Annotated in this window: 11 protein-coding genes; 7 read left to right on the top strand and 4 right to left on the bottom strand. The window is 72.5% G+C overall.

Annotated features, from left to right (window positions below; genetic code table 11):
* Positions 1-12: 12 nt before the first annotated feature.
* Positions 13-462 (bottom strand): SRPBCC family protein, encoded by a 450-nt coding sequence (locus AB0K65_RS15415; RefSeq protein WP_365716534.1) that lies wholly within the window; start codon positions 460-462, stop codon positions 13-15.
* A 269-nt stretch (positions 463-731) separates the two neighbouring features.
* Here AB0K65_RS15415 and AB0K65_RS15410 point away from each other — a divergent pair, with 269 nt between their 5' ends.
* From AB0K65_RS15410 to AB0K65_RS15395, 4 genes are all read left to right on the top strand, one after another.
* Positions 732-2,078 (top strand): nicotinate phosphoribosyltransferase, encoded by a 1,347-nt coding sequence (locus AB0K65_RS15410; protein ID WP_365716532.1) that lies wholly within the window; start codon positions 732-734, stop codon positions 2,076-2,078.
* A 457-nt stretch (positions 2,079-2,535) separates the two neighbouring features.
* The gene (locus tag AB0K65_RS15405; protein ID WP_365716530.1) at positions 2,536-3,060 is read left to right on the top strand and encodes a transglycosylase SLT domain-containing protein; all 525 of its coding nucleotides are present in this window, start codon (positions 2,536-2,538) and stop codon (positions 3,058-3,060) included.
* Between the two features lie 197 nt (positions 3,061-3,257).
* Entirely contained in the window at positions 3,258-3,521 is a 264-nt protein-coding gene (locus AB0K65_RS15400; protein WP_365716528.1) for a hypothetical protein, read from the top strand.
* A gap of 337 nt (positions 3,522-3,858) precedes the next feature.
* Positions 3,859-4,971, top strand: a complete 1,113-nt coding sequence (locus tag AB0K65_RS15395; RefSeq protein WP_365716526.1) for an ABC transporter substrate-binding protein — start codon at positions 3,859-3,861, stop codon at positions 4,969-4,971.
* 18 nt (positions 4,972-4,989) lie between these two features.
* On the opposite strand, the gene AB0K65_RS15390 is transcribed toward AB0K65_RS15395, so the two are convergent.
* Positions 4,990-6,210, bottom strand: coding sequence for an erythromycin esterase family protein (locus tag AB0K65_RS15390; protein ID WP_365716524.1), 1,221 nt, complete (start codon positions 6,208-6,210; stop codon positions 4,990-4,992).
* A gap of 58 nt (positions 6,211-6,268) precedes the next feature.
* Here AB0K65_RS15390 and AB0K65_RS15385 point away from each other — a divergent pair, with 58 nt between their 5' ends.
* The 3 genes from AB0K65_RS15385 to AB0K65_RS15375 all read left to right on the top strand — a co-directional run bounded on the left by AB0K65_RS15385 (position 6,269) and on the right by AB0K65_RS15375 (position 8,731).
* On the top strand, positions 6,269-7,003 hold the full coding sequence (locus AB0K65_RS15385) for a TioE family transcriptional regulator (RefSeq protein ID WP_365716522.1): 735 nt from the start codon (positions 6,269-6,271) through the stop codon (positions 7,001-7,003).
* Positions 7,004-7,235: 232 nt separating this feature from the next.
* On the top strand, positions 7,236-8,039 hold the full coding sequence (locus AB0K65_RS15380) for an SGNH/GDSL hydrolase family protein (RefSeq protein ID WP_365716520.1): 804 nt from the start codon (positions 7,236-7,238) through the stop codon (positions 8,037-8,039).
* 116 nt (positions 8,040-8,155) lie between these two features.
* On the top strand, positions 8,156-8,731 hold the full coding sequence (locus AB0K65_RS15375; RefSeq protein ID WP_365716518.1) for a hypothetical protein: 576 nt from the start codon (positions 8,156-8,158) through the stop codon (positions 8,729-8,731).
* Positions 8,732-8,846: 115 nt separating this feature from the next.
* On the opposite strand, the gene AB0K65_RS15370 is transcribed toward AB0K65_RS15375, so the two are convergent.
* Positions 8,847-10,667: a ThuA domain-containing protein gene (locus AB0K65_RS15370; RefSeq protein WP_365716516.1), complete on the bottom strand. Its 1,821-nt coding sequence runs from the start codon at positions 10,665-10,667 to the stop codon at positions 8,847-8,849.
* Between the two features lie 21 nt (positions 10,668-10,688).
* Positions 10,689-13,460, bottom strand: coding sequence for a lectin (locus tag AB0K65_RS15365; protein ID WP_365716681.1), 2,772 nt, complete (start codon positions 13,458-13,460; stop codon positions 10,689-10,691).
* Positions 13,461-13,752: the final 292 nt, after the last annotated feature.

Here is a 13,752-nt window from a genome sequence, read left to right as displayed (position 1 = left end):
GGGCGGCGGGGATCAGACACCGCCGCGCCAGGAACCCGTCTCCGCGCCGCGCTCCTCGATGAAGTGCTTGAACCGCTTCAGGTCGCCCTTGACCTGCCGGTCGATGAATCCCAGCTTGTCGGCGACGCTCTCCGCCACCCCGTCGGGGTCGAAGTCCATCATCAGCGTCACCTCGGTGTGGGCCGGGTCGATGGGCCGGAAGGTGACGAGCCCGGACTGCTCCGCCTGGCCGCTCACGGTCACCCAGGCCACCCGCTCGTCCGGGATCTGCGCCGTGATCTCCGCGTCGAACTCGCGCTTCACCCCGCCGATCTTCGTCACCCAGTGCGTGAGCGTGTCGCTGCGCTGCTCGATGCGCTCGACCCCGTCCATGAACTGCGGGAACGACTCGAACTGCGTCCACTGGTTGTAGGCCGTCGTCACCGGCACGTCGACCTCGATCGATTCCTTCACCTGCGACATCAGAACAATCCCTCCAGCGCGATCGGGTGCCGGCGTCCGGCCGGCGACTGTCGCTCCATGCCTCCCCGCGGCGGCGTCCCGCCCCGCCTCACAGCCCGGGACACCACCCAACCGAGACCGCCGCACCGGCGTTTCCTCGGCAACCGGCCCACCCGGGGCCGCCCACGCCGCCCGGCACCCCTTACCTCGCCCCGTCGGCCCCCGGTCGCGAGCGGGTAGGGGGACACGGTCCCCGTGCGAGGTGCCTGCCGACCGCGCATGCTCGAAGCATGTCCGAGGTGACGACCACCGATCTCTACGAGGTCACGATGGCGCTCTCGTACCTGCGGGAGGACATGCGGGCACCCGCCACCTTCAGCCTCTCCGTACGGGACCTGCCACCGGGCCGCGGATTCCTGGTCGCGGCCGGCCTCGAGCCGGCCCTGGACTACCTCTCCCGCTTCCATGTCGGCAGGTCGGACGTGCGGGACTTCGCGGACGCCCTGGGGCGGCCCGTCGAGGATCTCGAACCGCTGCGCGGGCTGTCCTTCGACGGGCAGGTCCGCGCCCTCCCCGAGGGACGGCTCGTCTTCGCCGGTGAGCCGCTCCTGGAGGTCACCGCGCCGCTCCCCCAGGCCCAGCTCGTGGAGACGTACCTGCTCTCCCTCGTCTGTCACCAGACGGCGATCGCCTCCAAGGCGGCCCGCTGCGTGCTCGCGGCCCGGGGCCGGCCCGTGGTGGACTTCTCGCTGCGCCGCGCCCACGGGCCCGAGGCCGGGCTGCGCGCGGCGCGGCTGTGCGCCCTGGTGGGCTTCGCCGGCACGAGCAACGTCGCCGCCGCGCGCCGGTACGGCATCCCGGCCGCCGGCACGATGGCCCACTCGTACGTCGAGGCCTTCGCCTCCGAGGAGGAGGCGTTCCGGGCCTTCGCCCGTGCCCATCCGGGGCCGGTGACCTTCCTGGTCGACACCTACGACACCGACCGCGGTGTCGCAACGGCCGCGCGGGTGCTCGCGGACCTCGGGCTCGGTCCCGAGTGCGGGATCCGCCTCGACAGCGGGGACCTGGGCGCGCTGGCCCGCCGGGCGCGCGCCGCGCTCGACGCGGCCGGGCTCGCCGACGTGCTGATCATCGTGAGCGGCGGTCTGGACGAGTACGGCGTCGACCGGCTCGTACGGGACGGGGCGCCGATCGACGCCTACGCCGTGGGGACCAAGGTCGGCACGGCCGCCGACGCCCCCTACCTGGACGCGGCGTACAAGCTGGTCGAGTACGACGGGCATCCGGTCATGAAGCTCTCGACGGCGAAGGCGACGGCTCCGGGACCCAAGCAGGTCTTCCGCGGCCCGGGGCTGCGTGACGTCGTCGGCCTGGCGAACGAGGAACCGCCCCCGGGCACGGAACCCCTGCTGCGGACCGTGATGCGGGGCGGGCTGCGCACCGCGCCGCCCGACCCCCTGGCCGCCGCCCGTGCCCGCTTCGAGGCGGACCTCGCCGCACTGCCGGACGGGGCTCGGCGGATCGAGCACCCCACGGCCCCGGCGCCCGCGCCGTCGACGCGCCTGACGGTGCTCACGACGGTGGTCCGCCACCGGATCGAGGCGCGGCCGGGCCCGGGGCGGACGCCGGAGGAGTGACGAGGCCGTCGCGACGCCCACGCCGGGCATCGCGTGGCGCCGGACGCCGGATTCGGGCGCGGGGAGCGGGCGGCCCGGACGCGCCCACACAGCGTGAGCCGCTTCCACCGGTGCGTGATACGGCAGCCCTCGGCGACGCCCGTGCTTGTGACGCCCCGCATAGGAGCCAAGTCACGTTCTAAGCGAGGTAGTACGCGGCAGGGCCATCGGCCCGCGTCAGGGCGGCGTGCGAGGCGCGCCGCGGACCCGTGCCACGCGGTCGGGTAGTACGTCACATCCTTGCGCCGGACGGGAAGCGCCCCTAACCATGGCTGTCGTCCCGGGGAGCACGGCACCGGGCCGGACACGAAACGAGTCCGGCCGACCGCCCCGGCCACCACGCGGACACCGCTCCGCTTCCGCCGCACCGTTCCCGGTCGGCACCCCCTGTTGTCTCAGCTAGGAGAGTTACCCACGTATGACCGCCCCCACGCAGAACACCGCCGGCCGCATCGCCCGATTCCGTAAGCTCTCCGTCGCGGGTATCGCCACCGCGGGTGCCGCGGCGGCAGCGCTCACGCTGGCCCCGTCGCCCGCCCAGGCGGCACCGGTCACGGCGAACGTCGCGGCGGCCCAGGTGTCGGCGGCGGAGGCTCCGGCGAAGAAGGCGAAGAAGCAGTACGCCGACAACCTCGACGGCTGGATCAAGGAAGCCCTGGACATCATGAAGTCCGAGGACATCCCCGGTACGTACGAGGGCCTTCACCGCAACATCATGCGTGAGTCCTCCGGTAACCCCAAGGCCCAGAACAACTGGGACGTGAACGCGCAGAACGGCACGCCGTCGAAGGGCCTGCTCCAGGTCATCCAGCCGACGTTCGACGCCTACCACGTCGCCGGCACCCCGCACGACCTGACGGACCCGGTCGCCAACATCACCGCGGCGGCCAACTACGCGGCCGACAAGTACGGCTCGATCGACAACGTCGACTCCGCCTACTGATCCCCGGCTCCGGCCCCATCGCGCTCCCGCCCGCGGGAACGAGTCGCCGACGCGCGCCGAACACCCGTCGGGCCCCGTCCTCCTCGTGAGGACGGGGCCCGACGTCGTGTGTGCGCCACCCCAGGACATCGCCCGTTCGCCAGAGCACCTCGCGACTCCAGGCCGTTACCAGCCGGGGAGAACGGCGTTTTCAGGACATGCGAAAGATCATCACCAGCGGCCTGCTCGCCGCCGCGGCCCTCTCGGTCGCCCCGCCCGCGTTCGCCGACAACGACAGCAACTTCGGCGGTGGCGTCAACGCCGCCAACAACTGGAACTTCACCGCCGCCGCCGTGTGCCTCCAGGAGGTCGCGGTCGTGCCCGTCCTGGGCGACTGGGTGGGGGACCACTCCGACAACTGCTCCCACGGCAACGTCATCGACCACGCCACCGGCACCGTCGGGTCCCTGACCGGTCGCTGACCCCCGCCTCCGGGATGCCTCGCACCGAGGCATCCCGGAGCACTTCGCCGCGTCGGTGGCGGGAGGCGCCGGGCGCGCACGCCGGCCCCGGCCGAGCACACCGACCTCGTCACCCGCGTCGACGAGCGCGAGGGCCTCTCCCCCGTCACCGTGCCGGCCCCCGCGGTCTCCACGGCCGAGGACCTCCTGGTCCCGCCCCTCCGCAGCCCGGCGACCGGGAAAACCGCTTGCCCCGCAGCGAGGGGGACGGGTCCAATGGCCGGCAGCCTGATCACGCGGGCGTGCCGCCGCGACCCTGGCACGCTCGACAAGACACCTGCTGGGGAGACGCCACCCGATGAACACGCCTCCGTCGCCGCCCACGGCCGAGCGGGCGGGCGGGTCCTCCGTCCGCCTGGGCGCTCTCGTCCCGTTGACGCGGCCCGGCTGGGTCGAGGCGGGCCGGCACCTGCTGGCAGGGCTCGACCTGGCCGTGGCCGAGGTCAACGCCGCCGGCGGGATCGGTGGCAGAGCACTGGAGCTGGTGGTCCGGGACACCGCGGCCGATCCGGCGCGGGCCGCGGCGGCCGTGGACGAGTTGGCAGGCCTGGGGGTGTCCGCCGTGGTGGGCGAGTACCACAGCGTGGTCGCCCGCGCCGCCGCCGCCCGGGCCGACGCGCTCGGCGTTCCGTTCCTCTGCTCGTCCGCGGTGCTCGACGCGCTGACCGAGGAGCCGACGGCGTGGGTCGCGCGCCTCGCCCCGCCGCAGTCCCGCGGCTGGCGGATCTACGCGGACTTCCTCCTGGGCGACGGCAGGCGGCGGATCGCCGTGGCGGCCCAGCCGAGCGTGTACTGGGCGTCCGGGGTCCGCGTGCTGCGCGAACACCTCGCCGCCCATGACGGCACCGTCATGGAACTCGACGCGGACGCGCTCACCCCCGAGGCCTTGTGCGACGCGCTCGTCGACCACGGCGTGACGGCGCTGCTCCTGCTGGTCGGGCAGCCGGAGCCGGCGGTGCCGTTCGTCCGTGCCGTCCGCGGCGACCGACGGCTCGCGGATGTCCTGATCGGCGCCCCGGCCGGACAGCCGGAGCTCGCCTCATGGTCCGCGGCGCTGCGCGAGGACGGCGCCGGAATCCCGTTCCTGCGCTACCTTCCCGAGCGCCTCGGCCCTCTCGGCGAACGCGTGGGGAAGGAGCTTCGCGAACGGCTGGGCGAAGCCCCCTCGTTCGTCGCCTTCGAGGGCTGGGACACCGTCACCGTCCTCGCCTCGGCGCTGCGTTCCCATGGCACGGACCGGGCGGCCCTCGCCGCGTCCTGGCCGCGCGTGGCGGTCGAGGGCACCCGCGGTCCGATCCGGTTCGCCCGCACGCCGGGCACCGGGGTGTGGCAGTGGGCGGGGGCACCGATCCATGTCGCCGACCGCGACCCGGCGGACCCGGACCGCTTCCGGGTCCTGCACGTCGGCTGAGAGATCACGGTCGCCCGGTCACCGGGATACGCGGTCCGAGCACTGCGGGACGTCCTTGACGAACACGATCCCGTCGCAGTCCGCCAGGTGGGCCGGGTCGAACGGGGCGTACCCGAACCAGGGGGACACCCGGGGCGCGGGTGGCGTGTCGCCGAGTGAGGTGGCCAGACGCGTGGTGTCGATGACGTACCGGTCCTCCGGGAGGGCGTAGAGGAGGCCCTCGACGGTGTCCGGTGGCGGTGCGTCCACTCCCCGGTGCCGGATCGTGCCGAGCGCCGTGGCCACGAAGGCGTACCCCTCGCCGAGCCGTGCGCTCACCAGCGCGCCGGCGCTCCACCACTCCACGGGCCCCTGCCACATCCGCATCGTGCTCTTCTCCCGCTGGAGGTGGGCGTTCTGGGCGTGGACGAGAGCCGGTCCGCGAGCGGCGACGGCGAGGAGGTTGTGGGCCATCATCAGGTCCCGCTGCGCGCACAGTCGCGCCATGCGGGCCGGCGAGGTGTCGGCCATCTCGTGGTGGTAGCGCAGCAGTCCGGTGGCGGTGCGGCCGTACAGGCACGCACGGTCCCAGTCCTCCCGCGAGGTCGCCCCGATCAGGTGGGGCGTCTGCGCGTCGAGCAGCGCCACCAGGTCGTGGGCGAGCAGGCGCAACTCCCTTGCCTCGGCCGAGCGGCCCACCGATCGGGCCGGGTCCCTCATGGCCTCGGGTTCGGTCCACCGGTCATCGGTGCCGAGCAGGCGGTCGAGCGTCTGCGCGGTGCAGGGGAGCAGATCGGCGTCCACCCGGTCCGTGAGGTAGTCGTGGAGCGCGGTGAGGGCCTGCCGGGGGCTCTCGGCCGCGGTGATCTCCAGCGGGCCGTCGACGCCCGCGAAGCGGAGGCGCCCGGAGGCGGGCCGGCCGTCGTTGTACGCCCGCATCCAGCGTACGAGCGCGCGGTTGCCCTCGAACGCGCCCCAGCCGTGGCTGAATCCGCGCTCCATGACCTCGTCGAGCGCGCCCTCGCCCGATGTGACGTAGGCGTCGACCGCGAGGCCCCGCAGGCAGTCGCTCTCGATCGCGATCGTCCGGTAGCCCTCCTCCTCGACGAGGCGGCGGAAGAGTTCGTTGCGCAGGTCGAGCAGGAAGTCCTCGCCGTGGGTGGGCTCGCCCAGGGCGAGGAGCCGGGGCCGGGCCGGAAGCAGCCTCATGACGGCGGCAGCCTCGACGGGATGGGCGGTGTGCGTGATGTCGGTCGCCATGCCTTCAACGCTATCCTTGAACCCCCGGTGGAGACTTTCGCGCGATACCGTCGGCGGCATGGGCCGAAACCTTCAAACCACGAGGCACCTGCGGCCGATCGACCTGGCCCGTCGGCACGGTCTGTCCACCCAGGCGGTCAGGAACTACGAGGAGGCCGGCATCCTGCCGGCCGCCGGTCGAACGGCCCACGGCTACCGCACCTACACGCCGCTGCACGCGACGGCGCTGCGGGCGTTCCTCGCCCTGGTCCCCGGCCATGGCCACCAGGCGGCGGCGTCGATCATGCGGGCCGTGAACCAGGGCGCCGTCGACGAGGCGCTCCGCCTCGTCGACGAGAGCCACGCCCAGCTCCTCGACGACCGCCGGACCCTCCGGGCCGTGGAGAGCGCGCTCCGCGGCCTGGAGTCCGCCGCGACGGCCGGGCCCGACGCGCGGGGCGCCGGATCCGGAGCCACGCACATCGGGCCGCTGGCGCGCAGGCTCGGCATCCGGCCCGCCACGCTGCGCGCGTGGGAGACCGCCGGCGTCGTGCGCCCGCGCCGCGACGCGATGACCGGGTACCGGGTCTACGACGAGGCCGACGTTCGGGACGCCCGGCTGACCCACCAGCTCAGGCGGGGCGGCTACCCGCTGGAGCGGATCGCCCCGCTGATCGCGCGGGTGCGCGCGGCCGGCGGGCTGGAGCCGCTGGAGGCCGCGCTGGGTGACTGGCAGGGGCGGCTGTCCGCCCGCGGGCGGGCGATGCTCACCGGCGCCGCCGAGTTGGAGGCGTATCTCCGCGAGCGCGGATGAGGCGCCGGCCGACGGCGAAGGAGAGGGAAGAGCCGGGCGTCACGGATGCCGGTCCCTCCCGGGCTCCGACCTGCGACGAAGGGGCCTGCGCGCCGGGCGCCGCCCGCGCCTCGTGCAGGAACCCGCGGAAACAAACCGATCCGCACGTCTATCGCGACCGCGGCGACCACTGCTAGAAGAGTGACACTTCAACAACTCCTTTTCCCCACAACGCTTCAGGGAGTTCTTTGTCATGCGCACGTCTAGATTGAGATGGGCCCTGCCCACCCTGCTGGCCCTGGTCGCCGCGACCCTCGGCATGGCCCAGCCCGCCTTCGCCGCGGCGGCTGCGGGCGAGCGCTACGTCGCTCTCGGCGACTCCTACTCCTCGGGAGTGGGCGCCGGAAGCTATCTGTCCGACAGCGGCAGCTGTCAACGCAGCAGCAAGGCGTACCCGTCCCTCTGGGCGGCCGCCAACGCTCCGGCCTCCTTCTCCTTCACCGCCTGTTCGGGAGCGACGACCAGCACCGTCAAGAGCAGCCAGCTGGCTCCGCTCACCAGCTCCACCACGCTCGTCAGCGTCACCGCCGGCGGCAACGACGTCGGGTTCGCGAACGTCATGCAGACCTGCGTCCTGCAGAGCGAGGCGACCTGCGTCAACGCCGTGAACACCGCCATCGGGCAGATCGACAGCACGCTGCCCGGGAGCCTTTCGTCCCTCTACGCCGCCATCCGGAGCAAGGCGCCCCAGGCCCGCGTCGTCGTGCTCGGCTACCCGCGCTTCTACCAGCTGAACGGCAGTTGCATCGCCGGCCTCAGCGAGACCGAGCGCGCCGCGATCAACCGGGGCGGCGACGCCCTCAACGCCATGCTCGCGAAGCAGGCCGCGAACGCCGGCTTCTCCTACTCCAGCGTCGTGGACGAGTTCACCGGCCACGAGATCTGCTCGGGCGCGGCCTGGCTGCACAGCGTCTCGGTGCCTGTCTCCAACAGCTACCACCCCACCGCCACGGGTCACTCCGGCGGCTATCTGCCCGCCTTCCGCTCCGCCGTCTGATCCTTCCCCGGGCAACGCCCCCCGGATCTTCCGCGCCCAGCAGTCGACGCGGGTAGACCCGGGGCGCGCCGCCCGGCCTCACGCGCCCCACCCGATCCGCACCAGGAGGAACGCTCATGAAGTCTCCGCAGGTCCCCACCGGTTCCCGGGCCGACGGCACCCCCGCGAGCCGTACCCGGGGAAGGGCACTCCGCTCCGTCCTCACCGCCCTCGCCCTCGTGCTCGGCGCGCTCTTCGCCCCCGGCGTCGGCGTCCTCACCTCCGCCGGCGAAGCCCACGCCGCCACCAAGATCAGCCACGCCACCGCGACCTCGATGTTCCGCGCCTCGGGGATCACATGGTCCTCGTCCGGCGGCTGCTCCGACCGGTCCAACCCCACCTGCACGTCCTTCGAGCAGCTCAACCTCGCCACCGCGCAGGGCGCCCAGACCCTCAAGAGCGCCAGCGGCTGCGCCCTCAACATCACCGGCGGCACCGAGACCGGCCACGCCTCCGGCACGTACTCGCACTGGAACGGCTACAAGCTCGACTTCAGCAAGTACACCTGCGTCGGCAACTACATCAGGAACACGTTCACCTACATCGGCGTGCGCGGCGACGGCTCCCCGCAATGGAAGTCCGGCGCCGGCAACATCTACGCCGACGAAGGCAACCACTGGGACGTGACCTTCTACAACTGCGGCGGCTGCTGAACGACCGCCGCCCCCACGGCCGGAGGCGGCCGCGGGGGCGCTACCGCCCTTCCCGAGGTCTGTGTGGCGGCCTCGGGAGGGGCGGTGCACTCCGGGTCGGAGGCGGACCGGCCGGCTAGGGCAGGGTCCACTTCTGGTTGGGCCCGGTGTGGCAGGTCCACAGGTGGACCCGCGTGCCGTCGCTCCAGGTACCGCCCTCGGCGTCCAGGCACTTGCCCGACTGCGGGTTGCGCACCGTACCGTCACCCTGGGGCTGCCAGACCTGTGCGCCGCTGCCGTTGCACGTCCACAGCTGGATCTTCGTGCCGTCGGCGCTCCCGCCCCCGCTCACGTCCAGGCACTTCCCCAGCGCGCGCAGCGTGCCGTCCCCCGGCCGGGACCACTTCTGGGCGGCCGACGCGTTGCAGGTCCAGATCTGCACCTGCGTACCGTCGGCCGTCGCCCCGCCCGACACGTCCAGGCACTTGCCGTTCACGCCCTTGACCTCGCCTCCGGCCGGGGGCGGTGTGCCCCCGGAGGTCGCGACCCGGACGTTGCGGAAGGCGACCGTGTCCCCCTCGCCGTGGTTCTGGAGACCGATGTGGCCCTGGCGCAGGCTGCGGACCGGGTCGGTGTTGGTGAAATCGTTGATCTTCCGACCGTTGAGGAAGATCTCCAGACGTTCGCCCGTGACCCGGAGCTCGTACGTGTTCCACTCCCCCGGCGGGTTGAGCGCGGCGTCGCGAGCGGCCGTGTCCGCGGACTTGAAGCCGTAGACGGCGCCGGTCGTGCGGTCCGCGGCGTCGGTGGCGTCGATCTGGATCTCGTAGCCGTTGTTCACCGCCGACCAGGGGTCCGAGGAGGCGGGGAAGCCGATGAACACCCCGGAGTTGTCGTCGCCCTCGGCCCGCCAGTCCAGCTTGACCGAGTAGTCACCGGTCAGCTCCCGGCCCGCGTACCAGAGCATCCCGAGCCCGCCCTGCGAGGTGAGGGTCCCGTCGGCCAGCGAGAACGAGCCGGGGCCCGCCTGCTGCCAGCCGGCGGTTCCGCTGCCGTCGAAGAGGGCGGTGTAGCCGGTCTCGGGCTGGCAGTCGGCCTCCGTCATCCCGGCCGCCCAGCGGATGCCGCCCAGCAGGTGGCGGCGCAACGCCGGCTCGGCGTACGACTCGTCCGTGTGGCCCGCGCCTGTGTAGAACGCCCGGCCGCCCTCGTGGGCCTTGCACCAGGCGATGGGGTGGTCCCCGGCCATGTTGCCGCCCGAGTAGCTGGACTCGTCGAGCGACGCGAGGACGTGCGCCGTGGTCCGCGGGTTGGTGCGGTAGTTGTACCACTCGTCCTGGCGCTGCCAGGTCCGGCCAAGATGCGCGGTGGCGTCGTGGGCCCGGTCCTCGACCTTGGTGGTCGCGGTCTGGATGTGCGGGTGCGAGTGGAACAGCGCGCCGGCGAGCCCGGCGTAGAAGGGCCAGTCGTACTCCGTGTCGGCGGCGGCGTGGACGCCCACGTAGCCACCGCCGCCGCGGATGTACTGCTCGAAGGCGGTCTGCTGGGTCCCGTTCAGGACGTCGCCGGTGGTCGAGAGGAAGACGACCGTGGCGTAGCGGGCGAGGTTGGCGGTGGTGAAGGCGGTGGGGTCCTCGGTGGCGTCGACGGTGAAGTTGTTCGCACCGCCCAGTTCACGCAGCGCCGCCACGCCCTCGTCGATGGACGAGTGCCGGAAGCCGGCCGTCCGGGAGAAGACCAGTACCCGGTAGGCGGGGTCGGCGGCCGCCTGTACGCCGGAGACCGATCCGGACGGCGCTCGGTCCGCCCGGGGTGCGGCGGAGACGGTGGCGGGGTCCGCCGTCGCCGCCGTGCGGGCCGTCCGGGGGACGGCGGTCGCCGCGGCGGGCGCGGCGCCCGCGCAGATCAGGGCGGTGCCGGCGAGCCAGACGGCGGTACGGGAGAGGATGTGTCTCATCTTCGTGTCGCCTCCTTCCTGCTAGGACAGGGTCCACTTCTGGTTGGCCTCGGCGTGGCAGGTCCACAGATGGACCCGCGTGCCGTCGTTCCAGGTACCGCCCTCGGCGTCCAGGCATTTGCCCGACTGCGGGTTGCGCACCGTGCCGTCGCTCTGCGGCTGCCAGACCTGAGCGGCGCTGCCGTTGCACGTCCACACCTGAATCTTCGTACCGTTCGCGGTCGCGCCGCCATTCACGTCCAGGCACTTGCCCAGCGCGCGCAGCGTGCCGTCCCCCGGACGCGACCACTTCTGCGCCAAGGTCCCGTTGCAGGTGTAGATCTGCGCCTGCGTACCGTCGGTGCTCGCCCCGCCCGCGACGTCCAGGCACTTGCCGTTCACACCCCTGACCTCGCCCCCGGTCGGCGTGGTGCCCGAGATCGCGAAGTGGAAGTCGTCGACGTCGAAGAGCGACCCGCTGCCGCCCTTGAAGACCAGGTAGAGGGTGGTGGAGCCGCTCGGGCGGTTGGTCAGAGCCGTGCCGACCTCCTGGAAGGTCTCCCAGCCGCCGGTCACGGGCACGGTCGCCGTGCCGAGCAGCGTGCCGGTTGGGGATCCCGCCCGTACCTCGATGGTGCCCCCCGTGCCGCCGGAGGAGACGCGCGCGGTGAAGCGGTCGGCGTTGGCGAGGACGTAGGGGGCGTAGGAGATCCAGTCGCCGTTCTCGATGTGGCCGGCCGTCTTCCCGCCGTGGGCCGGCGCGTGGTCGACGATCTGCACGCCCGAGGCGTTGCCGTAGTGCTCGCCCTGGCGGTGGGTGGGCTGGCTGATGTTCTGGTCGTGCGTGGTGAGGGCGGGCTGGCCGTTCGCCCCCTTGTCGGTGTACTCGGCGTCCCAGACGCCGAAGATGTTGGCGTTCGGGTCGTGCTCACCGTCGGCGATGGTCTGCACGGTGCCGGAGCAGCCGGTGGCGGAGGTCTGCGGGTGCCCGTGGCTGTCGTGGCCGAGGATGAAGGTCACCTTCACCTTGGAGCAGTCGATGGTGCCGTCCTCGGGGTCGGTCACCGTGACGCGGAACGGTACGGCGGCGCCGGGGTCGAGGATGGTGCCGTCCAGGGGCAGGTCGAGCCGCACGGTCGGGGCGGTGTTGCCGACGGTGATCTGCACGGAGGCCGTCGCCTGCTTCCCGGTGGCGTCCGTGACGGTCAGCTCGGCGGTGTAGCGGCCGTTGACGGTGTAGGTGTGCGAGGGGGCGGCGCTGGTCGAGGTGCCGCCGTCACCGAACTTCCAGGCGAAGCGCAGCGCGTCGCCGTCGGGGTCGGACGAGGCCGCGGAGGAGAACGCGACCGTCAGCGGTGCTTTGCCGGAGGTGCGGTCGGCCGTCGCCACGGCGAGGGGGGAACGTCCGCCGGTGATGTGCTCGATGCGGTAGAGCGCCGAGTTCTCGTCGCCGTTGAAGTAGCCGGTGCCGTAGTCGAGGACGTACAGGGCTCCGTCCGGTCCGAAGGCCATGTCCATCACCTGGGTGCCGGTCCAGGGGAAGGCGTTGATGGACTGGATCGTCCCGGCGCCGTCCTGGGCTATGCGGCGTATCCACTTGCGGCCGAACTCGCCGGCGAAGAAGTTCCCGTCGTAGCTCTGCGGGAACTTCACCGCGGAGGTGGAGGAGGCGTCGTAGCGGTAGACCGGGCCGCCCATGGGCGACTCCGAGCCGCTGCCGAACTCGGGAACCGAGCCGCCGTCGTACGGCAGCCACGCCGACTGGGCGGGCGGCAGGTCGGTGAGGCCGGTGTTGCGGGGTGACGTGTTCCTGGGCGCCGCGCAGTCGAATCTGGCCCCCGAGGTCCCTGTGGCGAAGTCGTAGTCGTTGTAGGCCTCGTTGGCCCCGGTGCAGAAGGGCCAGCCGTAGTTCCCGGCCTTGGTGATGCGGTTGAACTCGACCTGGCCCGCCGGCCCGCGGGTCGCGCTCGCGGATCCCGCGTCGGGGCCGTAGTCGCCGAGGTAGACGGTGCCCGTCGCCTTGTCGACGCTCATCCGGAACGGGTTGCGGAAGCCCATGGCGTAGATCTCGGGCCGCGTCCTGGCGGTGCCGGGGGCGAAGAGGTTCCCCGTCGGGACGGTGTACGAACCGTCCGCCGCGACCCTGATCCGCAGGACCTTCCCGCGCAGGTCGTTGGTGTTGCCGCTGGAACGCTGCGCGTCGTACACGGGGTTGCGGGAGGCCCGCTCGTCGAGCGGGGAGTAGCCGTCGGAGGCGAAGGGGTTGGAGTCGTCGCCGGTGGAGAGGTAGAGGTTGCCCTGTGCGTCGAAGTCGATGTCTCCGCCGACGTGACAGCAGATGCCGCGAGAGGCGGGCACGTCGAGGATCTTCTTCTCGCTCGCGGTGTCCAGGGTTCCGTCGGTCCTGAGCGTGAAGCGCGAGAGGCGGTTCACCCCGTCGAAGGGCGCGAAGTCCGCCGCGGTGCCGTCACTGGGGGCGTCACCGGCCGGCGTGGAGAGCTTGGGTGCGTAGTAGAGGTAGATGTGCCGGTTGGAGCTGAAGCCGGGGTCCACGCCGACACCCTGCAGCCCCTCTTCGTCGTGGCTGTAGACGGGGAGTTGCCCGGCGACCTTGGTGGTCCCGGCCGCGTCGGTCAGCCGGAGGGTGCCGTCGCGCGACGTGTGCAGCACCCCCCGGTCGGGCAGCACGGCCAGGGTCATGGGCTCGCCCGTCTCGGCGACGCCCTTGGCGAGTGTGACCTGCTGGAACTCCTCGGCGGCGGCCGCCGCCTCGCCTTCACCGTGAGCGGACGCCGGTGCCACGGGGGACAGCAGGGCGGTGGAGAGCGCCAGCGCGATCACGCCGACGGCTCTGCGGACACGGAAGGGTTTCTGGCGCACAGATGTCTCCCGAGAGGTGGGGGGCCGACGGGCCGAAGCTGCCCGGTCGGGGGATCGCAGGCGTGCGCCGTCACGCCGGCAGGCCCGTCGCCGCGGTCAACTGGACGGGCCCGTAGGGAAGTTAGCGCGCTTCCCCGCCACCCGTAAGACCTTTCGCAGCGGCATCGCGAACTTCTTCCCCCGGCAGGACAAAGAAGGGAGCGGTCGTCCCGTGCGTCACTCGGCC

It is taken from the genome of Streptomyces sp. NPDC053755, assembly GCF_040677675.1.
Taxonomy (GTDB): Bacteria; Actinomycetota; Actinomycetes; order Streptomycetales; family Streptomycetaceae; genus Streptomyces.
Note: the sequence above shows the minus strand (reverse complement) of the source record. Positions and strands in the feature narration are given on the sequence as shown.